This is a genomic window from Pseudoalteromonas haloplanktis ATCC 14393 (genome assembly GCF_000238355.1).
GTDB classification, from domain to species: Bacteria; Pseudomonadota; Gammaproteobacteria; order Enterobacterales; family Alteromonadaceae; genus Pseudoalteromonas; species Pseudoalteromonas haloplanktis.
Genome location: NZ_AHCA01000001.1, coordinates 870,727 through 893,580, shown reverse-complemented (window position 1 = coordinate 893,580; position 22,854 = coordinate 870,727). Strand labels below are relative to the sequence as shown.

The 22,854-nt window shown below is 41.3% G+C and carries 13 protein-coding genes; 5 read left to right on the top strand and 8 right to left on the bottom strand.

The window, feature by feature from the left end:
* Positions 1-34: 34 nt before the first annotated feature.
* Positions 35-2,431: a TonB-dependent receptor gene (locus PHAL_RS0103650; RefSeq protein ID WP_016707062.1), complete on the bottom strand. Its 2,397-nt coding sequence runs from the start codon at positions 2,429-2,431 to the stop codon at positions 35-37.
* Positions 2,432-2,598: 167 nt separating this feature from the next.
* On the bottom strand, positions 2,599-3,828 hold the full coding sequence (locus PHAL_RS0103645; RefSeq protein ID WP_016707061.1) for an MFS transporter: 1,230 nt from the start codon (positions 3,826-3,828) through the stop codon (positions 2,599-2,601).
* A 175-nt stretch (positions 3,829-4,003) separates the two neighbouring features.
* On the opposite strand from PHAL_RS0103645, the gene gtfA reads away from it, so the two are divergent.
* Entirely contained in the window at positions 4,004-5,476 is a 1,473-nt protein-coding gene (gene gtfA, locus PHAL_RS0103640; protein WP_016707060.1) for a sucrose phosphorylase, read from the top strand.
* Positions 5,477-5,493: 17 nt separating this feature from the next.
* Here the strand turns inward: gtfA and PHAL_RS0103635 are convergent, their stop codons facing one another.
* Complete coding sequence (locus tag PHAL_RS0103635) at positions 5,494-6,525, bottom strand: LacI family DNA-binding transcriptional regulator (RefSeq protein WP_016707059.1); 1,032 nt, start codon at positions 6,523-6,525, stop codon at positions 5,494-5,496.
* Between the two features lie 317 nt (positions 6,526-6,842).
* Here PHAL_RS0103635 and PHAL_RS0103630 point away from each other — a divergent pair, with 317 nt between their 5' ends.
* Entirely contained in the window at positions 6,843-8,381 is a 1,539-nt protein-coding gene (locus tag PHAL_RS0103630; RefSeq protein WP_016707058.1) for an EAL domain-containing protein, read from the top strand.
* Between the two features lie 287 nt (positions 8,382-8,668).
* Positions 8,669-11,446 carry a collagenase gene (locus PHAL_RS0103625; protein WP_016707057.1) on the top strand — a complete coding sequence of 926 codons (2,778 nt, stop codon included), beginning with the start codon at positions 8,669-8,671 and terminating at the stop codon, positions 11,444-11,446.
* A 49-nt stretch (positions 11,447-11,495) separates the two neighbouring features.
* On the opposite strand, the gene PHAL_RS0103620 is transcribed toward PHAL_RS0103625, so the two are convergent.
* The 5 genes from PHAL_RS0103620 to PHAL_RS0103600 form a co-directional block, all read right to left on the bottom strand.
* Positions 11,496-12,512, bottom strand: a complete 1,017-nt coding sequence (locus tag PHAL_RS0103620; RefSeq protein ID WP_016707056.1) for an ABC transporter ATP-binding protein — start codon at positions 12,510-12,512, stop codon at positions 11,496-11,498.
* A gap of 14 nt (positions 12,513-12,526) precedes the next feature.
* Positions 12,527-14,026 carry an ABC transporter permease gene (locus PHAL_RS0103615; RefSeq protein WP_016707055.1) on the bottom strand — a complete coding sequence of 500 codons (1,500 nt, stop codon included), beginning with the start codon at positions 14,024-14,026 and terminating at the stop codon, positions 12,527-12,529.
* Positions 14,026-15,066 (bottom strand): extracellular solute-binding protein, encoded by a 1,041-nt coding sequence (locus tag PHAL_RS0103610; protein WP_016707054.1) that lies wholly within the window; start codon positions 15,064-15,066, stop codon positions 14,026-14,028. Before PHAL_RS0103610 ends, PHAL_RS0103615 begins: the two co-directional genes overlap by 1 nt.
* Positions 15,067-15,879 (bottom strand): hypothetical protein, encoded by an 813-nt coding sequence (locus tag PHAL_RS0103605; RefSeq protein ID WP_016707053.1) that lies wholly within the window; start codon positions 15,877-15,879, stop codon positions 15,067-15,069. It abuts the gene before it with no gap.
* Between the two features lie 284 nt (positions 15,880-16,163).
* Positions 16,164-18,638, bottom strand: coding sequence for a hypothetical protein (locus PHAL_RS0103600; RefSeq protein WP_016707052.1), 2,475 nt, complete (start codon positions 18,636-18,638; stop codon positions 16,164-16,166).
* Between the two features lie 68 nt (positions 18,639-18,706).
* On the opposite strand from PHAL_RS0103600, the gene PHAL_RS0103595 reads away from it, so the two are divergent.
* Complete coding sequence (locus tag PHAL_RS0103595; protein ID WP_016707051.1) at positions 18,707-20,476, top strand: MFS transporter; 1,770 nt, start codon at positions 18,707-18,709, stop codon at positions 20,474-20,476.
* Positions 20,466-22,850 (top strand): alpha-glucosidase, encoded by a 2,385-nt coding sequence (gene ygjK, locus PHAL_RS0103590; protein ID WP_016707050.1) that lies wholly within the window; start codon positions 20,466-20,468, stop codon positions 22,848-22,850. The genes PHAL_RS0103595 and ygjK overlap by 11 nt, the downstream gene beginning before the upstream one ends.
* Positions 22,851-22,854 lie beyond the last annotated feature (4 nt).

Genomic DNA, 22,854 nt, shown 5'->3' with positions numbered 1-22,854 from the left:
GAGACTGGGCACAAACAGAGGGAGGTGAGCTTAATTAGTTAAACATGTATTTTAATGTGAGTGATGTAGTACGGCCGTTGATTGCACGTGCTCGAATAATGTTATTCTCAGGTACACTGCCTTCTTCAGCTTCAGTAATACCCACTGTATCGAAGAGGTTGTTAACATTAAATGCAATATTAAGGTTTTCTGTTAAGTCATAGCTTACAAAACCATTTACCTGTGTATAGCCATCAAACTTAAGGTCGTTACTATCTTGCGCATATGCATCGGTAGTGCCGATAAAGCTCAAGCCAGCAGAACCTTGTTCAAAGTTATAACGAGCCATAAGTGAGTAAATTAAATCTGCTTGGCGGCGAGGCGTATTACCGACTACATCAGGTGTTAAGGCATCTTTAGCTATTTCAGCATCAGTCCAAGTTAGGTTACCGCGAAAATCCCAAGCGCTTATAAAATAGGTTGATTCAAGTTCAATCCCTTTTGCTTCATATTCGCGGTCGAAAAAGGTTTGTGACGTCGCTTCAAAGTTTTGCTCTTCTGTTTCAGCATAAAATGCGGTTGCGAAAACAGACAATGAATCAAAGCGCTTTTTAACACCAAACTCATACTGGTTTACTTCATCAACAGCATCTTCATCAGCCACAGAGCCATCAGTTGCCACTTTACCAAATAATAAGCGGTCTGCATTGGCGCGACCACCTTGACTTATGCGGGCAAAAGCGGCAAAACTTGGATCTATTTGGTAGTTTGCACCAACAGAATAGGATGCGTAATCCCAGTCGTAATTAACAATACTTGGGTTGCTAATATCAATACCAGCTACATTTTGTTCAGGAATTGAAATTGACCCATCACGATTCATATCAACTGTTGATGTTACAGCACCAGCATAATGGCCGCGTGCTTCACCACTGTCATAACGGGCACTGGCATCAATACTTACATCACCTAACTTTGTCGAAAAAGCCACATAGGGGGCGCGTGTTTCATAGTCAGTATCGTAGTTACGCTGACAACAATTGCCCCAGAAAGGAGTGCCGTATGCATATAAACCGCTGTCAGAATAACTCTCGCCATTCGCTGCGTATACGTCTAATAAAGCAGCATTATCACCTTTTAATTCCATTAAATAAGAGTTCCACAGCCATGACATGCTAATGGTTTGACTTGATGCATAATAACCAAATGTAAGGCTGGTATCTTCGCCAAATTCTTTTGTTAGTTTTAAGTCATTAACGATAGAGCCAAAGTCATTCATGGTTACATCAAAAGTATGAATACGCATAGCAAGGTCATCGGTAAATGCTTGTCCTTGTGAACCACCTGTTGCATAGCTTAATGTCGCACCTGCGCCAGCAATGCTTGCGGCAATATTGTTTGCGTTGCCAACCTCAGCAGGGATCAATGAAATAAAGTTGCCACTGACTGATGATTTTCTAAAGCGGTTCTCAATACGCCAGTCGTTATCTAGGTCAAAAGCAGCTTCAAAGCCAACGGCATCAACTTGTGGATTCATACCATTACGCATGTCTCCTCGACTTATTTGGTTATCACCATCAAGGCGTGTTGTTGATAAAAACTGAGCTGAATGTGGTGTATCTGACTGTGAGTCAAACCCTTCGATTGAACTGCCATCAGAGTACATAGGCATAGGTAGGTAACCTATGCTTTGGTCGTCTAAATGCTTGTAGTAAAGTCTCACATAACCTGTATCGAACTCTTTCGTGATATTGGCTTTAATTTGACCGCCTTTATTTGCTGTGTAGCCAGCTTCACGCGGACCTTCGCCTTGGCGAATAAAGCCACCAACATGAAAGCGTACACTGTCGTTTAAGTAGGTGCCATATTCAAAGTCAGTTCTTAAAGAGTCATAGTCTAAACCAATCGTTGTTGCGACACTGCCTGACTCTTCTTCACCTGTTTTTGAAATAAGATTGATAATACCGCCTGGGGCATCACTGGCGGCTGTCGATGCTGAACCACCACGGATAGACTCAACAGTTTGCACTGTGCTATCTAGGCGCATGAAGATGTCAGCATTACCAAATGCAATATCACCAAACTGCATTACGGGAAGGCCATCTTCCTGTAATTGTAAAAATTTAGCGCCACCAGATGCGACAGGTAAACCGCGAACAGCGATATTTGCGTTACCCTCACCACCTGTTGATTCTGAGCGAACCCCGGGGATAATTCGAAATGCTTCAGCTGTCGAACGAGGTGTTGCCACTTCAATTTCGCTTAAAGATACACTGCTAACTGATACGCTAGACTCCATGATGGTTGTACGTTTTGGTACGCCCGTTACGACAATCGTTTCTAAACCCTTTTGGGCTTGGTCAGGTTTTTGTGCTTCTTCAGCGTATAGCCCTTGGCTAACAGCTAAAGCGAGAGAACTAAGTAAATATAGTGATGTGTTGAATGTTGTCATTGTGTGCCTCGTTGATTACTTACCCAGCGGGTTGTTATTTTTACTTAATCGATTAAGTAAAAATAACAAAGTTTTTACATTAAGCAACTTTTTTTTGCTGATAAATCGTGTTTTTCTTAACTAATATTGTTTTTAAAGACATTTTATTTGATGCTTTTTACATCAAATTATTCTTTTACGGAGCTGATTTGGTGCAAAGCCGCTGCCGAAGGATCTTTAAAATAGTTATACAGCATGGCTATAAATAATAATACGGCGAACCCTGTAGCGAGAATAAAGCCATATTTTACATGACCAAACATGTCACTGATCATACCCATAAATAAGGGGGCTAATGCTGCTGAAAGGGCTGTAAAAAAGAGGATAACCCCTGCAACCGCTCCATGCTGTTGTACAGCAAAGCATGAAATACCTTTTGAGTTAAGAGTTGGGTAGACCATAGACATAAACAAGCCAGAAAGAGGCAATAGCAAGACTGCTGCATTCACTCCCCCAATCAATGTACCCACGTAACAAAGGGCAATCCCTAAGCTTAACCAAACCATAACACTTTGCCAGCTAAAGCGATTAAGCAGCCAAACGGCAATAAAGCGACCAGCAGCGCGTAAGATAAAGAAAATTGTTAAAGCGTACGTTGCCATTAAGGTCCAAGAACCAGTGTAGTCAGCTAATAGAGTTGGCATCCATACATAAATAGCCACTTCGGTTGCAACGTATAATGCAATAGCAAGTGAAAAGCCCAAAGCATAAGGGTTTTTAACCATTTTCATGGTTGTGGTAAATGAGGTCGGTTTTTCTGCGCTTTTAACTACGGGCGGGTATTCTGCACGCCATGCCAGTACTGCGAGGATTAAGCACATAACACCAGCGATAATATACAAGTATGTCCAACTGACTTGCTGAGTTAATAAAAAACTGACTAAAGCAGGGCCCACTATAGCGCCGATGCCAAAAAAACCTTCGACCTTATTCATGGTTTTAGTGTGTTCATTGTTACTGTGTGATATGTCACCGAGCAGAGCTAAAGCGCCCGTTTTAAAAAGGCCGATGGCCAAACCAATAAGGCATAAAAGTATCACGAAGATAATAAAACTACTGCTTATCGCAAACAGAAAACAACTAATAGAAAATATGAATAAGCCAAGCATGATGGTTTGTTTTCGTCCAAAACTGTCGGCTAAAAATCCCAAAAATAAGCCGCTTAAGGCTATTAAGGCCATAGGTGCATAATGAAATGCACTTGCTTGTGTCATACTTAAATTAAACTCTTTTATTAACTCTGGGATGATCATGCCAACCGCATCTGAGGTCATGGCAAACATAAAAAACATCATATATGTTAACCAGCGTATGTGTTGCAATGATGTATTGCTAACGAGTGTGTGTGTGTTGTTCATCTTCATATCCTCGTCAGGTAGTTAAGCATTTTAGTAATTAACTCAATAGATTAATTACTAAATCATAGTTTAACTAGCCCGTCTTTGTATCAAAGTTGTAAAAACTTCTTGTAAAAATTGGTTTCGTAGTTAAAGATATATCTTAATCGATTAAGATTCAACTTGGTATTTACACATGATGAAGAATAAAGTTCAACTGATCACTTACGCAGATCGAATTACGGGTAAAGACATTAACGCTTTAACTGACTTACTTAATGGCCCCCTTGAAGGCGTTTTTGGTGGGGTGCATTTATTACCTTTTTATAACCCGATTGATGGCAGTGATGCCGGTTTTGACCCAATTGATCATAGCGCTGTTGATGAGCGTATTGGTACATGGCAAGACATTCAAACTCTAGGTAAAGAGTATGATTTGATGGCTGATTTGATTGTTAATCATGTGTCAGCGCAATCTTTTCAATTTAAAGACGTGCTAAAAAATGGCAAAAAATCAGCTTATTGGGATTTGTTTTTAACAAAAGAAGATGTTTTCCCTAAAGGTATGAGCGACGCTGAACAACAAGCTATTTATCGCCCGCGCCCAGGTAGTTGCTTCACGCCAATAGCCTGTGAAGACGGGGAAACGTATGAGTTTTGGACAACGTTTACCGACAATCAAATCGATATAAATGTTAAGTCTAGTGCGGGGATTGCATATTTAGATAATGTGTTGACAAAGTTTTCGCAAAATAACGTAAATATTATTCGGTTAGATGCAGCAGGCTATGCGATAAAAAAAGCGGGTACCAATTGCTTTATGCTTGATCAAACATTTGATTATCTGGATAAACTTTCAGCTCAAGCGAATGAATTGGGGATGGAAACAATTGCTGAGATCCATAGCCATTATCAAACTCAGGTTGAAGTCGCAAAACGTGTGAACATGGTCTACGACTTTGCCTTACCGCCGCTAATTTTACATAGTTTATTTACCAACAACAGTGACGCGTTGGTGAAATGGTTAGGAATTTCACCTCGAAACTGTTTAACGGTTCTGGATACCCATGATGGTATAGGCATCATAGATGCAGGGCCAATGGGTGATAAAGCGGGGCTACTAAATGCAGCACAAATAGATAACTTGGTTGAGACGATTCATGCAAATAGTCACGATCAAAGTCGTCAAGCAACAGGCGCAGCTGCCAGCAATGTCGACTTATACCAAGTAAATTGTACGTATTATAATGCATTAGGCACAAGTGACTTTGATTATCTGCTAGCTCGTGCCATACAATTTTTTGCACCAGGTGTACCTCAGGTCTACTACGGCGGACTTTTCGCGTGTGAAAACGATATGGAATTGCTGGCAACATCTAATGTCGGTCGTGATATTAACCGTCCTTATTTAGATGCGAATATTATTGACCAGTCACTGACCAAACCGGTTGTACAAGGATTGCTAAAATTAATCACTATCCGTAATACGCGCAGTGCGTTTAACGGAGAGTTTAATGTTGCAGGTAGTGGTAATTGCTGTAGCCTAAAATGGCAGCAAGGTGAGCAAGCAATAGAGCTCAAAGTTAACTTCGAAAGCCGCGAAGCTTTAATCATTGAGCAAAATGAAAACGAACAAATAACCACATCATTAAGCGATTTATTAAGCTAGTTTAATTAAGGCACTTATTAGCCACTTTGGCCTAATTGTAACTCGTAGTTAATAAGTGCTTTTTGTTCTTCTTTAGTAATAAATAAATTGGCGGCTAAAGCGCCTTTTTCTTCACTGTTTTGGTGGATAGTGGTTAGCTTGGGAACAAACCGTTGTGCTTCATCTATACCATCAAATCCAACGATCCGAATATCCTCGGGTATTTTTAAACCTAACTTCAAAGCTTCACGCATTGCTGCAAGGGCTATTAAATCACTCATACACAGCATTACATTAGGGCGAGGTAAGCTACAAAGAGCTTCTTTAGCTGCAATACTTGCAAAGCGTTCACTACTTTCAGGAATATTCCAAATGCGGTCTTCTGCAATGGGAATATCAAGCTCAGTTAGTGCCTTTTGATAACCACGTAAACGTTGGTGAGCTATAGATTGGCCGGCCTCACATTCATGGTGATCATAGACACGGCACAGTACGTTTTCATCCAATAAACGCAGCCCTAGTATTGCAACCTGATCGTGTTTATTGTGTAAAGCATGTTTTGCTACTTCGTAGCTTGCTTGCTCATTATTGATATTAACTGAGGCATTTCTATCTATATCAAAATCAACAGTAACCACATGCTTAGGCACCGTTTTTAGCTGTTCGACTAATGATTGATTACGCGGGCGACCATAACAAATAAAGCCATCAACAAAATCAATGACACTATTTAGACTATCGCTGTTACCCGAAAATAATAAAAGATTGATACCGTCTTTTTCGAGTATGGACGCCACGCCACGCATAAAACTGCTGGCAACAGGGTCTGACACCATATACTCAATGCTGTCGGGGAGTACCAGTGCGACAATATTAAATTTACCACGGCGTAATGATTGTGCTGCTTTATTTGGTCCAAAATATCCAAGCTCGTTACAAGCGGCTAAGATTGACTCGCGTCGGCTTTTTGATAGTTGATCTGGGCGGTTAAAGGCATTGGAAACTGTGGCATTTGAAACGCCGAGTTCTTTGGCGATGCTTTTTAATGTCCAATGATTTTTTTTACTCATACCGCTCTCAGAAATAGCCAACTTGATATAGTCGATAAATTAACATATTTAAATTTAAATCAAAGTGTTAATTACACTAGGCAGAAGCGGTAGAAGGTCGTTTCTTATTATTGTTATTAATAAAAAAGTATTGTTTTTGTATTGTTTTGATATTAACCCAAAAGTATTGTTTTTAGTTGTTACTGATTTGGTAATGAATTTGATTTTAAACGAATAAATTTTATTTACTTAAAAGCTAGTATAGCTAAAACTCACCAATTAACCTAAACTTCAAAATACGATAATAACAACAATAATGGGATAGTGACGTAGCCTTCATGAAAAAGTACCAACAAAAATCATTGTTTGCAGGGTTAGTCGGTTTTCTGGTGTGTATTTTTGGTGTTGTTATTATGGCTATCTTAGCGGGACAGCGATTAAACTATCAAATACAAGCGGATGCAGCTTTATTAATCAATCATGTTGAGGCTGTTGATACAGAACGTGAAAAGTTACTGTCAGCTTTAAATGCGCTAAATTATACACAATGCGATGACACCACATTATTGGCTATGCGAAGAGCATTATTTGATGCCACTTATTTGATCGATATTGGCTTTTTTAAAAACGATAAATTAGTTTGCACAGCGGGAAACGGTTTACTTGCAACGCCACTCAACGATAAAGCGCCTGATTATATCGAGCGTGATGGTGTCAGAGTTAGGTTCGCTCCTGCATTTTCTCTGATTTTATTTCCTGAGCGCATCATGCAGGCTATTATTGTGCGCCAACATAATTACAACGCTATTATTCAACCCGCCAAAATTGACTTGCACAGCGTGCGCGCTAAAAATTGGCAGGTATTTTTCAAAACTAAGCAAACGATTAACCACTTGACTGGAGTCGAAGGCCTGTACGAAAAAATAAGTTCCTCAATGGTACTGCCGTATGAGAGCTTAGTGGTGTGTAGTCAAGTGACCCCGAATTATTGTGTTGCGGTATTTTCCCCGTGGCGGGAGTACATTAGCCAAAAAAGTATGCTGTTTTTAATCTGTCTTGCATTGTGTGTGTTAGCGGGCTTATCAGCGGGCTTATTGGCAAGTTATTATATGGCGACCAAACGTTCAACATGGCGTAGGGTGCGTCGAGGTTTGTATCATCAGTCTTTTTATTGGACTTACCAACCCATCATAGATTTGCAAACTCAGCAGGTGATAGGGTGTGAAGTCTTAGCACGATTTAAAGACAAATTTGGCATGCTTACTCCCGATGAATTTATTCCCTTAATTCGTAAGCATCAACAAACTTGGGTATTTACCCAAGCAATGGTTATTACCATATTAGATGAATTGAGTGAGGCGTCTCAGTTGCCTGATGGCTTTAAAGTCTCGTTAAATATTTTCCCCTATGATGTTCAACAAGGTAAATTGTCAGAGTTGATACAGATGCCTGGATTGTTAGCGTCCCGATTTAGTATTTGTTTAGAGATCACCGAAGATGAGTATCTTGATTCAAATATTGCCCACGGCCACTTACAAAGTTTAGCCGATGCGGGGTTTACGTTATCAATCGATGACTTTGGTACGGGTTACTCGAATTTAGCTAACTTACAAAATTTAAGTTTTCATCAACTTAAAATTGACCGCACCTTTGTACAAGATATTGCGACTGCTGGATTAAAGGCTTCAATGATCCCCTATATTATGGAGTTAGTGAGCAAACTTGGTTACACCTGTGTTGCTGAGGGCATTGAAACTCAAGAGCAAGAAGCTATTTTAAAAATAGCAGGTGTGCAGTTTGGTCAAGGCTGGAAATACGGTAAACCAATGCCTATAAAGCAATTTAAACAGTTTATGAGTACCAAAGAAAAATCCTAATACACAACCACATTGAATCGGAACTTTGGTTAAGGTGTTTAATGTTTTAACCAGCGTTTAGGTGAACCCCTCCGTTACTCCCTCTTTTATAAGTATATTTCAGGTTTTTAGCAGCAGCCTAAATGTAGTTGTAAAGTATTACTTTTTATTTATTTGCTAAAACCAATATATTGATATTCGTTAATGTTATATAAAATATATTGTATACAATGATAATTAAATGTTACAAATTGCATCCTCAATAACCCGTTCTGGATTGAGATAATAAAAATTATCAAAGGTAAATTATGAAAATTAATACATTGATTCTGGCGCTACCGATACTTGGAGCAAGTACGATTGCACTTGCAAACACCACTAATGAGCGTCTATTTACGCCACAAACAGCGATTGTCGATCGTGCTCACCATCATGGTGTTGAGCACCATCATAATGACAAAGCGCCCATTGCTCAGTTACAAACACAACCGCAACAGTTAACTAATATGATGATGCGTAGTCAGGCAGCCACAGTGAGTTGTGACTTAACGGCACTTGCTACTGCCAGCACTAGCAGCATTATTACTGAGCTAAAAAGCCAAGGAACGAGTTGTGTTAATCAGCTTTTTAGTGCTTCTGCGTCAATTCAGGGGCAAGTATTTAGCTCTGATAATATGTATGCCGTAGCCAATCATGCTAAGTCGCTCTCACAGACTTACGCTGGCGGTGGGGATATTGAGTTAGAGGCGTTATTTTTATACTTACGTGCTGGCTTTTATGTTGAATTTTATAACGACAGTGTCAGTTTTAGTACATGGGTAACGCCCGCAGTTATTGATGCAATTGACGCGTTTGTTAATAATAGCCATTTTTATGATGATAACGATGGTCACGGCAAAACCCTTTCTGAAGTGATCATCACTATGGACAGTGCTGACCAACAACATCGTTACTTGAGTGTTGTTAAACAGTGGCTAACCCGTTTTAACGAAAGCTATGCTGCAAAATGGAATATGCGCAGCGCAGTAAATGGCATTTTTACTTTGCTTTATCGCGGGCAGTGGAATGATGCATTTGTTACAGCTGTTGGCACAGATACTGACTTAGTCGCTAAACTCAGTGCATTTACGCAAAAGCAATGGATGATTGGCTCTGATGCACAATACTTAATAGTTAATGCAGCCAGTGAACTTGCAAGGTTAAAACAGTATTCAAATACCGCCATTCAAACCTCTGTTGATAACGGCTTAAAGGCAATTTTTAGCACCTATAGCAGCTTTGGCTATGGCGACGCGGTATGGCTTGCAGCGGCAGATTCAGTAAGCTACTACGCTGATTGTAATGATTATGGCATATGTGGCTTTGTTGATGATTTAATTGCACAAGCCTTGTCGCAAAGTTATAGCTGTAGCAGTACCATTAAAATTCGCTCACAAAACATGACCGCCATTCAGCATGCCGCAGCGTGTGACGCAATGGGCGCTGAAGAGGGATTATTTCATACTAAGCTCGCTACTAACAACACGCCTGTTGCAGATGACAACAACAGCTTTTTACAAGTAAATATATTTGATAGCAGCGACGATTATGGTAAATACGCAGGCGCTATTTTTGGTATTAACACCAATAATGGCGGGATGTATTTAGAAGGCGATCCATCAGTTGTAGGTAATCAAGCAAACTTTATTGCCTATGAAGCAAGTTATGCCAACGCCGAGCACTATGTTTGGAACTTAGAGCACGAATATGTGCATTACTTGGATGGTCGCTTTGATTTATATGGTAATTTTAACTCACCCACAGAAGATATTGTGTGGTGGTCTGAAGGTGTTGCAGAATACGTTGCAAATTTAAATAACAACGATGCAGCAAAAGCGACCATTAGCGATGGCTCACGTTTTACACTCGCACAGATTTTTGCCACTACTTATGATGGCTTTGATCAAGATCGAATTTACCGTTGGGGTTACTTAGCGGTACGTTTTATGTTTGAACGCCATAACGATGAAGTAAATGCCATGCTTGCTCATACTCGCGTGGGTGATTGGAGTGCTTACAAAGCTAAAACAGTCCAATGGGCTAACAGTTACGAGAATGAATTTGTACAATGGTGTGATGATTTTGTTGCAGGCACTCCAACCAATAGTACGCCCACAGCACAAATAAATGGCCCTTATTCCGGTGTACAAAATAATGAAATTAGCTTTACTAGCAGCGGTAGTATAGATAGCGATGGTTCTATTGTAAGTTACCAATGGGATTTTGGTGATGGCAGTACATCTAATGAAGCAAACCCACTGCACACTTATACCAGTGCCGGAGAATACAGTGTTAGTCTAACGGTCGTTGATAACGAAGGTGCAAGTATATCTGTAACGACAACTGCGAGTATCGAGCAAAGTAGTAGTGGTGGAGATGATATACTTCAAAATGGTCAATCAATTAATGTGAGTGGCCAGCAGGACGAACTGCAGTACTTCACTTTTGAGGTGCCGCAAGGTGCAAGTGAGCTTACCTTTAATATTGCAGGCGGCACAGGTGATGCAGATTTATATGTTAGTTATGAAGCCACACCAAGTGAAGCTATTTACGATTGTCGCCCTTATCTTGGTGGCAATAATGAGCAATGTGTTATTGAACCAGCCCAACAAGGTACATACCAAATAATGCTGCGCGGTTACAATGCGTTTGATAATGTTCAGCTAACAGCGTCGTTTACCCAAGCAACCGCGAATGTACCCGATGTATGTGCTACACAAGGGAGTCGCAGTAGTGGCCGTTTAAATGATGGTGAAGTGATTTGTTTAGGAAACACGGATCCTATGTGGTTTAGTATTGCCGATGTGCAAAGCCAAAGTGGCATTGCAATCACTACCGCAAATGGCAGTGGTGATATTAGTTTAAGCTATGCGGCAAGTGGTTGGCCAAATGGGTCTAACGAAGTAGCGCATTCAACTAATAACGGTAACGCAGAGTGTATTTTTATCTCCGGTCAAAATGAATATTGGGGCTACTTAAAAGTGGCAGGGAATAGTAATGGTGCCAGTTTGGTGGTTGATTTTAACAGCCAAGGCTGTCGCGAATAACAGTCAAATAAAATGATCAAAAAGCCCATAACCATGGGCTTTTTTCGTTTTATTGTTCGCGTTTATAAACAGCTAATGGGTGAGACGTGCTTAACGAAACATGTACTTTATCGCCAGGGTTTACGACGACTTCATGGCTTACGCGGCTCGTAACCTGTGTTTTACAATCAAGCTCAACGGCGCATAAACGGCTGCCACCTTCAAAGCGAACCCATACTACAACCCCGTTATTGCCAGTTTCACCTTGAACTAAAACTACGTCATCGGGACGTAATAATACGTCTACATCACCGTGTTCGCAGTCTACACCGTGTGCCGGAACATTTCCGATATCTGTACGGGCTATACCTTGATTAAATTGACCTTGAATAAAGCTCGCTTCTCCTAAGAATCGCGCCACAAAACGATTGCTTGGCATGCTAAAGCAGTGCTCGGGAGTATCGAGTTGTTGAATTTTACCAGCTTGTAAAACCCCCACACGGTCACCGATAGATAAGGCTTCTTCTTGATCATGGGTAACCCAAATAGCAGGCACGCCAGCTTTTTTAAGCGCATTGCGAATATCCCAGCGCAGCATGTCTTTTAATGCGGCATCAAGATTTGACAGTGGTTCATCAAGTAAAACAAAATCGGGCTGATGGGCAAGTGTACGCGCAAGGGCAACTCGTTGCTTTTGACCGCCAGAAAGGGTTGACGGTTTTTTATTACGGAACGCTTCAAGACCAAGTAGCGTGATCCAATGATCGGCTACTGCGGTGTCTTTTAACCTAAAGCAAATATTTTGCTCAACAGTTAAATGCGGAAATAACGCAAAATCTTGAAATACCATGCCCACACTGCGTTTTTCAGGTGGCACAGTAAGCTTTGGCGTTGCCCGCCATTTGCCTAAGTTTATTTCTCCTTCAGTGATTGGGATTAGTCCAGCAAGTGCTTGCAAAATGGTACTTTTACCACAGCCTGTAGGGCCTACTAGCATGAGGATTTCACTTTTTTCGAGTGATAAATTTAGCTCGCTTACTACGCGGTTGGTGCCATAATCTATAGACAACTGGCTTACAGATAGCATGTGTATTTCAATCCTCAGTGTTCGAGTTGGTTACGTTTTTCGCCAGACATCATAATAGCTAACCCACAAGCAGAAATCACTACTAACAATAGGCCAGGGATAGCTGCACGACCAAAGTAGCCTGCTTCATAAACACGCCATAAATAAGTTGATAGCGTTTCAAACCCAGTTGGGCCAAGCAATAGTGTGGCTTCTAATTCGCGCATTGATTCTAAAAATACCAATGCAGCGCCGGCAATAATACCGCGCATAGTCAGTGGCAAGGTGATACGCGTAAATGCCTCTCGTGGACTGGCACCAAGAACCCGTGCTGATTTAACTAAACTAGGATCGAGGTGTTCGGTACTGGTGCGCACCGAGCCGACAGCCAGCGGCAGAAAACGTAGCATATAGGCAATAATAAGTAGCCCCAGTGTTTGATATAAAAACGGTAGTTGCAGGCCGCCATACACCAATGCGGTACCCATGACGATACCAGGAATACCAAAACCAAAATAAGTTACACGTTCCATAACTCGGCCTGTTTTACCGCTAAGCGCCGCATGAGCAACAGGTATTGCGACAATAACAGCCACTACAGCTGCGATGGCGGAGGCATAAGCAGAGTTCCACGCAATACTAAAATCAAATGCGCTAAAACCATCGCGGGCAAGCCATAGCGAAAAAATAGCTAAAGGTAAGCCGATGGCTAACAGCAGTACAGGCGCAAAAGTGGCGAACATAGCGCCGAGTTGCCATTTAGTTGGGAATAAAGTTAATGCTTTGCCATGGCGCTCGCTGGCCGTTTTGATTTGCGATTCAATCAACAGTAAAAAACCAACGATCACTAATAATTGCAGTGACAACATGGCTGCTCGACTCAGTTCAAAGGCATTATATTCAACATAGATGACTCGCGTAAATGTATCGAGGCGCATCATGGCAGGAGTACCAAAGTCAGACAAAGTATACAGTGCTACAAGTAACGAGCCTGCTGCGATCCCATTTACTACACGCGGTAAAATAACTTTAAATACACTTTCGGTCATCGACATACCCAAAGTACGGGCTGCATTAACCATACTTGCATCTAAACTAAGCAAAGATGAGCGGGTCGTCATCATTACAAACGGGAAGGTATACAGTGTCATTACAATGGCTGCGCCAGTTAATCCATCCATTGCGGGCAGTTCAATGCCAAGTAAGTTATGCAGCTCTCCACCAGAACCAAAAGCCGCGTATAAAGTAAACGCCCCAATATAACTGGGAATTGCTAAAGGAGCGGCAAAAAATACCAGCCAGAATTTTTTAAAGGGTAATTGCACGTAGGCGCTAATAAAAGCTAAAGGCACGCCAATTAAAATTGAACCAATGACGGTGAGCACCATGAGGGAGAGGGTGTTGCCAAGAATTTTTAGATTATGGCTATCAAAAAAAGAGCTGGCGTCAGTTGCCAGCGTTATTAAAATAAAAATAGGGGTCAAGGTAATGAGCGCTGCAAGCAGCGCCATTGGGTAAGAAGCTGGTAATCGCATTACAATACGCCGCTATTACGCATCAAGTCTATAGTTGGCCGTAAATCAGCTAACTGAGTAAGGTCAATTTTAGGAGGCGAAACACTTGCTAAAGAAGGCAGTCCTTTTGGTTGGTCTACGCCATTAACGAGCGGAATTTCATAGGCTTCACGGGCTAAGTAACCTTGCACTTCAGTACTTAACAGGTATCGCATAAAGTTGGTTGCCAGCGGATCTTCGCTTAACGCTAAAATCCCCGAAGCATTGACTAAACAACCTGCATCTTGTTCAGTAAATGCAAGATCAAGCTTAGCGTCCGGTTTCCCTGATTTTAATCGCAATGTGTAGTAGTGGTTTGCAAAACCAATATCTACTTCACCGCGCTCAACTGCCATTACTACACCTAGTTCACCGGCGTAGGTTTTAGCGCGTTTTTTGACTTTCTTCAGCCATTTGGCTGTTTTATCGTCACCTTCAAGGATACGCATGGCCGTTACAAATGATTGAAAGGATGCATAAGCCGGTGCCCAACCAATACTTAAATCACTATCAGCAATCTCCATGATGCTGTTAGGAATTTGCTCTTTAGTTAAACGAGCGGTGTTGTATGGAAGTGTTCGAATACGCCCAGTTACTGGCGCCCAGTCTTTGTAGCGAAATTGCGGCTGTAACTGTGCTGATAGATCGCTAGGCAGTGCTTGAGCTAAACCGGCATCTGACACTAAACCAATAGCGCCCGAATCCACAGCCCAAAATAAATCAGCTCTACGCACACCTGCTTTTGCTTCTGCAACAATGGTATTTGCTAAAGCAGCAGTAGGCCCGCGGCGAATGTTTAATTTAAAATCAGGATTTTTATTCTCAATTGCTTGCAGCACATTTTCGTACAAACCACCTTCACCACGGCCTAAGTATAAAGTCAGTTGACCTTTTAGCTTTGGTAAGTCATCAACAGATACAGGGTTTGCTATGCTGGCAGCTAGTGCGTGAGAAAGAGGCAATGGTAAAGAACCAATAGCCCCTAACGCAGCTAGGCCTTGTATAAAGGTCCTACGCTTCACTTAAAATACATCCTTACGCGCTTTTTCGGCTTCTTCAAGTAATACCTTAGCGCGGTCTAATTTTGTTTGCATATCAACGATCACGTCGCGAACTTGGTCAACGCTTTTGTTGTCCGCGATTGCTTTAGGCAAGGTTACGTTAAAATCTTTTTCTAGTACTTCAACTAGTTTCGCATCTTTTGCGATTAGTGTACCTTCAACACCTTCAAATAAGTGAAGGTATGTATCGTGAACAATGCTCGTTGCTTCATCACTTAAACGCTCAGCATATTTTGCAACTACACGATCAAGTTTATGTTTGATTTCATCAATGGTGGCACTTTGTGTCATGCCTTCGGTTGCCGTTGTGGTGATGTTATCTAGCAAGCCTTTTTGTTGAAATTGTGCTGCAAGTTTAACAGCACCTAGGCCTTGCCACAATGCAGAATCCATCGCTGCTTGTTGTTTACGAGCTTCACTTGCTGGCTTGTTGTCATCAATAGCCATTTTTACGCCATAAATACCTTGCCAAATCGATGCGTAAACTGGCACATAGTTAGTTTCAATAGCACTGTGAAACTTTACTGATTCCCAGTATTCAATTAAATCATCGCTATTTACTGCTTTTGCGCCTTTGCTTTCGTAAGCGCTTACCATGGTGTCGACTTTACCGATCATCCATTCAACTTCTTCAGAGTAATCTTTAATATTCGCTTGTAGGTGATTAACATGCTCGCCAATTGGGCCATTAGCAAGGACTGGTTGTGCAACAAATGTTGACACTAAAAGAAGGCTTACACCTAACGTTGTTGCTGATTTAAATAATGAATTCATACAGAGTGTCCGAAATGGTAATTGTAAATGATAGCCATTATCATATCCGTAATTATGACCAAAATCAATATACCTAAACTTACACTTTAAATCCTAATTTTTCTATATTTTTAAATAACTTAATGTAATTAGGTACATGATCAGGCAGGGGGAATTCGGCTAGCTGATGGTATATTGAACAAAAGTAACAAAATAATACATTTGTTGTTATGACACAGGTTAATGAAGCAGTAGTGCTTGAAGCGTTTAATACCCTAAAACGCTTCAAGCACTTTAGTTATGTATTACGGTGTTAAGTTGATATATTTCACTAATTTGATTTCTTCACCATCAACATCTAAAAGGGCGGTAATCGTTACTAAATCCAAAGTGTCATTTGGTGCTAATTCAAAGCGGTAGTTCTTATGTTCATAAGGGGCGATTTTAACTGTTTGTTGCTGTGAGTTTACCGCAGTTGCTTGTGTAAAAGAGCTAGCTGATAAAATTAAGTTGCCAGACGTTTTACCTGAATAAGGACCTGATAATGTAGCATTGAATAACCAACTTCCTGTATCGCTTTGTGTGTGTGTAATGTTGAGTGTTACACCATTAAAAGGCACTGTCGATTGCTGTAAAGTTGCACTATAGTGAAGTGATTGCCATTGTAGATGCTGCTCAATTACAATCGCATCTGCGTCTTTGGGGTAGGTTAAGTCGAGATTATGAATACCAGCGGGTAACTCTTGGTCAATCTGCTGTGTACTGATGATCCCTGCATCATTATTAGTAAAACTTACCTGTGCTGATATGCTTAACGCTGAATTGCTTGGGTTAACCACCCTTAAAAATGCTTGTTGCTCATTAAAGTAAATATGTGTATTTACTCCTGACAACGTTTTGAATCCATTATTACTTAAGCGCTTCTTATAGTTCTCCATAATGAAATTTAACTCGGTTTCAACACGGCTATGGTGATCACGCGACGGTATTTTTGCTAGTAGATCGCTAAGCTCAGTGTCACAGTTTACTAGTTGAGATCTATGTTGCTGACAGGTTTGAAAGGCTCGGCTAAGTAGGCTGTCGTTTTCAAACAACCAAGGGTTAGTTAATTGCGTTGAGTTAGAAGGTGACAGCTCTATTGAATTTTCTACAAAAAGGTAGGGGGTGATTGCATGGTTGTTATTTTTACTTAATAAGCTGATATTTTTAGCATCTAAGTTTGCAGCTAAACTGGTGGGTAAAGGCACTAAAAACGACTGCTCAACTATTTTGCTATTTTCAGCTTTCACACTAACCTTGAGCATTGATTGCTCTATAGCAATATTTAGCCCAAGCACACCGCTTTTCGCAATTGCGTGTTTAATTTGCGGTGCTAAAGCTATTTGCAATGTTGCAAATTCATCGATATTACTGGCCGTGATCAAGATATGTTCACCGTCAATAACGTTGAGAGCAAGGAATTGATCTTCATTTGCATGCTCTTCACCTATAAATGTTGTCCGGTATTGTTGGTTATGCTTGCTGCGCTCTTTTTGAAGCGCTATGCCAATTTCACCTCTGTGAATATGTGATGGCTCAAACTCAATTAATGCTGCAACATGGTTTTGATCTGTAAGATTAATCAGTGGATGTTGGGCCGGCGCAGGGAAATCCATGATAGGGTGAGTGGCCGTGTTGGCTGGATTTATATCTAATCGTGCACGTTCACTGCTATCAGTGTTGCGAAGCCAATATGCGTTGCCATTTTGCTCCCACGGGCCTGATACAATATGAAAACTGGGTTTTATATTTTGCACAAACTCTGCAAAGCCTTGCTCTACTGCTTGCCAATCTTTAAAGGTTTTTTTAAGTAATGAATTAGCGGTGGATAGAGTGGCTTCGCTGTGAGGGTTTGCAAGTCTAAGCTGTTCAATGAATGAAGCAAAGTAAAGAGCACGCTCTGGTGAACTTAAAAGGTAATGAATTATAAAGAAATTAAGTCCGCGTTTGAGTGCGGGATCATCGTTTATTTGCTCAATAGTGGGTTTATTAGCACTGTAATATTGCTTTAAACCTGTTTCAATATAATTCATAGGGGCACGATCGAACACCATTACAGTGAGTTGTTTTTGTTTTGGATCGTAAACATGGTGAGCCACAGAATCGGCTAAGCCTTCTGTGATCCAATTAGGTGCCCAGGTTGAGTGGCCATTTAAAGCCATATGAAAAGCATGCATGGTTTCGTGAATCACAATATAACGTTGGTGGTGCTCACGATGGCTTGGGAAGTTATATCCCGCGCGGTTATAAAACATGGTTTCGCCGCCCGCGGTTTTATGAACGCCCCGTAAAAAACCATCATCAAGCATGGCTTCACGCACCCTTGCACGGCTACTGCCGTAAACCACGGCTATTCGTTGGCGTTCAATATTAGGTGGCTCCATACCGAATAGCGCAACATAGTGTGGATAAGCCATTTCTAAAAGCTCTAAATAAAGCGTTACTTTTTCTTTTGGTAGATCGCTCTTCAGCGCAAAGTGTTTACTTACCCACCAATCATAGCCTCGGCTATTACCAATTTTGCCATCGCTGTAGGTGTAGGGGATGGTCTTACCTAAGAACTTAATATCTATGTTTTGTAATGTGCTGGTATAGCCTTGTACGGTTATATCGGCCTTAAGGGAGGTTGCTTGTTTTGCAAGCGTTGACGCAGGTGCGGCATTACTGGCTGAGCTAACCTCTTTGTGTGGTTGGCAAGCTATGAGCAGTAATGTAATGAGTGTGAGAGATAAGTTTTTCATTGTGACGGTTGTTTTATTTGTATATTGTATGCAATATAAAATACTGCCTTTGATAATAAAAGTAAACTATGAATAATAATCAACAATTAAAATCAACAGCACAGCCATGCGCTAAAAGTGAGCAAAGCCAAGGTTGGCGAGGGTTTGGTTTAGCTTTTTATATTGCAAACACCATGGAAATTTTTGAACGCTTAGCTTGGTATGGCTTTTTTGCGGTTTCATCTGTCTATATGACTACCCCAGTTGAACAAGGTGGGGTGGGCTTCAATGATGCACAGCGTGGTGCTGTGCAAGGTATTATTCCTTTCTTTTTATATTTATTACCGGTGTTAACAGGCGCGCTGGCTGATCGGTATGGTTATAAAAGGCTGTTTATAATTTCCTTTATAATTATGGCGCCAGGTTACTACTTTTTAGGCCAAGTAACGGACTTTAATTCGTTCTTTATGATTTTAATGTTGGTGGCATTTGGCGCGGCGTGTTTTAAACCTGTCGTGGTTGGTACTATAAGTCGCAGCACGAATGATACTAACCGTGGCCTAGGGTTTGGTATTTTTTACACTATGGTTAATTTGGGGGGCTTTATTGGCCCATTAGTCGCCGGTTATATGCGTGCGATCAGCTGGGATGCGGTATTTGTAATGTCGGCCGTGTGGATCTTGCTTAACTTTATTCCGCTGCTATTTTATCGCGAAGCAACCCCATCTTCGCAAGCAAATACCAGCCTTAAGCAGGTATTTCAACAAGCTCAACAAGTATTAGGCAACAGCCGCTTTGCATTGTTGTTATTTACTTGTGTGATTATTCTAATGACCGCAGGCGTGAGTTGGCTCAGTTATACGCAAGCTTTTGTATTAATTGCTCTATGGTTAGGGACAAACTGGTTGTGGGATAAAAGTGTCAGTACTAAGCAAAGCCATAAATGGCACTTACAGCCGGTGCGGGTAAGTAACCGTAATTTTGCCTTGTACTTAGCCATATTGACAGGGTTTTGGACTGTGTATAATCAGCTATTTTACACTTTACCGTTGTTTATACGCGATTATACAAACACTCAAGACTTAGTTGTTTTACTCAGTTACTTTGGTCAATCAACAGTGGATTTTTTTGCGTTTGTTGATAGTGGAGCATTGAGTGAAAAAATTCAGCTTTTGTCAGTTAATTATGCATCTTCATCACCTTTAGCGAGCACTGAGCTTGAAGCAATACGCCTTGAATTAGTGCATTTAAAAGTAAACGTGCCAGTGAGCGAAATAGCGCTTTTTATTGAGCAAATAGCCACTAGCGACTTTACCCTGCAACAAAGTAAACAACTTGCCCAGCAATGGCTGGTTTACCGACAAGTTAATCCCGAGTACCTGATTAATTTAGACTTTGCGGCCATAGTATTATTACAAATAATCGTTAGTGTAAAATGCCAAAGATTTAAGGTGATATCGGTTTTGATCAGTGGTTTGATTGTGACTGCGGGTGCCTTTTTAGTGTTATTGCTAATGAGCGCGGGTTTATTAATGACGCAACTGGGCGGGGCGGTCATGATCACGGTTATTTTATTGATTGCCTTGGGTGAAATGCTCACCTCGCCAAAAAGCCAAGAATATGTTGCCAGTATAGCCCCTAAAGATAGCGCTGCAATGTTTATGGGTTATTATTTTGTATCTATGGCGCTGGGTTTTTTATTTGCTGGTTTTTTATCAGGTTGGAGCTATGGTTACTTAGTGAAAGAGCTGCAACGTCCGGCACTCATGTGGCTATTATTTGCAGTGATCGCGCTTTTCACTGGCTTTGGTTTTTACCTTCTAGCGCGAAATAATAAGGATACCCACAGTGAAACTTAAACAGCGACTTATTTTAATAGCTGCCATGCTGATGTTGAGCTTACAAGCCACAGCAAATGACCCAGTGAGCGGTGAAAATAGTCATTATAAAAATTTAATTGATCGCACGGGAAGTCCATATTACATGCAAGACTTTGAGCAAGGCGATCATCAACGCTTTAGTCCATTATTTGACTTAGGTGCATGGCATGGGCATTTACTGCCAAGCAGTGAAAATGCAGGCGCTTTTACAGGACCTGCCATAATCACCGAAGAATACCTCAATTTCGTAGCCCCATATTTTGAAAAACTCACTGTTTATAAAGGTGGTGAAATTAATGATGCTAATAAAGCTAAGCTCACAATGCAGGCGTACAGTCTGCCTGGAGCTTTAGTACAAGAGCTTAGAGGTGACGGGGTGGAAATCAACTTGACCTTGCGTTTTGTTACAAATCGTACGTCTTTGGTGAAAACCCAAATTATCACATCTAAGCCACTTATTCTGCAGTTCGAAGGGCAGCTTGTTAGTCATTTGAGTGCTAAAGATGGCAAGTCAAATGATGCGCGTTCACCGTTTGCGGTATATCCACAATTACAGCCAAAGTGGCAAGCAACAAAAAATAGTATAACGTTGAGCTTTGGTAAAGTACGTGCTTTTGGGCAGATACTCACCTCGGGTAGCTCACAGCTACAATTACATAAAACATTGCCAGTTAACACCACTTACGACAACCTGAGCTATATCAGCCACACTAATATTGCTGGTAATCATACTTTTTATACTACGTACTCATACCTACTTGATAGTCAAGAGCAAGCGAGCGAACAGGCCAAGATTGCTGATATTTTAAAGCAACCAGAGAACTACCTATCACGCAGTAAAAAACGTTGGCAACATTATATCAAACAAGCAACTCTACCTATTGTAAATAATGATCACATTCATCAACGCTTGGCGGTAAAAAGTATTGAAACCTTGATTGGTAATTGGCGTTCTAAAGCCGGTGCTGTGGGCTTTGATACCGTAAGTCCTGCCGTGACAGGTCGCTGGTTTTCCGGTAATCAAACTTGGCCGTGGGATAGTTATAAGCACGCTTTTGCCCTGGCGACTTTTCACCCAGCACTTGCAAAGCAAAATCTCAATGCGGTATTTGAGCACCAAATAACAGCAAATGATGCTGTAAGACCGTGGGATTTAGGGTTTATTCCTGATTTAGTGGCTTATAATTTAAGCCCTGAACGGGGTGGTGATGGGACTAACTGGAACGAACGTAATACTAAACCCAGTTTAGCCGCTTGGGCTGTGTGGCAAGTTTATGAATACACAAATGATAAGCAGTGGCTTGCGGAAATATTCCCAAAGTTGGTCAGCTATAGAAACTGGTGGCTAACTAATCGAGATCACAATGGCAATGGCGTGCCAGAGTATGGCGCAACAGTTGATAAGGCTCATACAACGGATGACGGTAAATTACGCTTTGAGATGCAAACAGCAACGGGTTGGGCTGCGCAAAGTGGTCTTGAAAATTATAAGGATCAGCTTATTGCCCATCCACAAAAACAGATAAAGATCCCTGCGCAAACGGCGGCATCGTGGGAGTCGGGCCGAGATGATGCAGCGGTGTTTGGTTTTATCAGCAGTGAACAACTCGACAGGTATATAAAAAATGGCGAAAACGCCACTGATTGGCATGTAGGTTTTGCCGAAAATTTTGATAAATCTGGGCGTTTGATTGGCTACTCATTACTGCAAGAATCAGTCGATCAGGCATCCTATATGGCAGCGGATAATCGCTATTTAAGTAAAATGGCTAAAGAACTGAATTATCCGCGCCAAGCGAGTTATTTTTTAAAACAAGCAACCAAACTAAGAGCGTATATAAATCGATGTATGTTCGATAAAACAACAGGCTATTATTATGACATTGAAATAGCAGCACAACCGTTAGCAAGTGGCTGTGCAGGCAAGCCGTTAGTTAAGCGCGGCAAAGGCCCTGAAGGCTGGTCGCCGCTATTTAATCAAGTAGCCACGGTTGAACAAGCGCAGCAAGTGGTTGATGTAATGCTTGATGAAAAAGAGTTCAATACCTACGTACCACTTGGCAGCGCGGCTTTGAGCAACCCTGCTTTTGGTGCAGATATCTATTGGCGAGGTCGAGTATGGCTTGATCAGCTGTATTTTGGTTTGGTGGGCATGAGCCATTACGGTTACTGTGAAAAAGCGCAGCAACTCAGTGAGCAACTACTTACTCATGCTGATGGCTTATTGGCAAGTGCCCCTATTCGCGAAAATTACAATCCTTTGACGGGCGAACAACAAGGCGCGCCTAATTTCTCGTGGAGTGCCGCGCATTTATTGTTGATAATGCAAAAACAAGGGCGTTGGTGTGAATAGAGCT

Excerpts from the sequence above, each read along its gene's own strand:
- PHAL_RS0103650 (WP_016707062.1), bottom strand. The coding sequence starts at position 2,431 with ATGACAACATTCAACACATCACTATATTTACTTAGTTCTCTCGCTTTA.
- PHAL_RS0103645 (WP_016707061.1), bottom strand. The coding sequence starts at position 3,828 with ATGAACAACACACACACACTCGTTAGCAATACATCATTGCAACACATA.
- gtfA (WP_016707060.1), top strand. The coding sequence starts at position 4,004 with ATGATGAAGAATAAAGTTCAACTGATCACTTACGCAGATCGAATTACG.
- PHAL_RS0103635 (WP_016707059.1), bottom strand. The coding sequence starts at position 6,525 with ATGAGTAAAAAAAATCATTGGACATTAAAAAGCATCGCCAAAGAACTC.
- PHAL_RS0103630 (WP_016707058.1), top strand. The coding sequence starts at position 6,843 with ATGAAAAAGTACCAACAAAAATCATTGTTTGCAGGGTTAGTCGGTTTT.
- PHAL_RS0103625 (WP_016707057.1), top strand. The coding sequence starts at position 8,669 with ATGAAAATTAATACATTGATTCTGGCGCTACCGATACTTGGAGCAAGT.
- PHAL_RS0103620 (WP_016707056.1), bottom strand. The coding sequence starts at position 12,512 with ATGCTATCTGTAAGCCAGTTGTCTATAGATTATGGCACCAACCGCGTA.
- PHAL_RS0103615 (WP_016707055.1), bottom strand. The coding sequence starts at position 14,026 with ATGCGATTACCAGCTTCTTACCCAATGGCGCTGCTTGCAGCGCTCATT.
- PHAL_RS0103605 (WP_016707053.1), bottom strand. The coding sequence starts at position 15,879 with ATGAATTCATTATTTAAATCAGCAACAACGTTAGGTGTAAGCCTTCTT.
- PHAL_RS0103600 (WP_016707052.1), bottom strand. The coding sequence starts at position 18,638 with ATGAAAAACTTATCTCTCACACTCATTACATTACTGCTCATAGCTTGC.
- PHAL_RS0103595 (WP_016707051.1), top strand. The coding sequence starts at position 18,707 with ATGAATAATAATCAACAATTAAAATCAACAGCACAGCCATGCGCTAAA.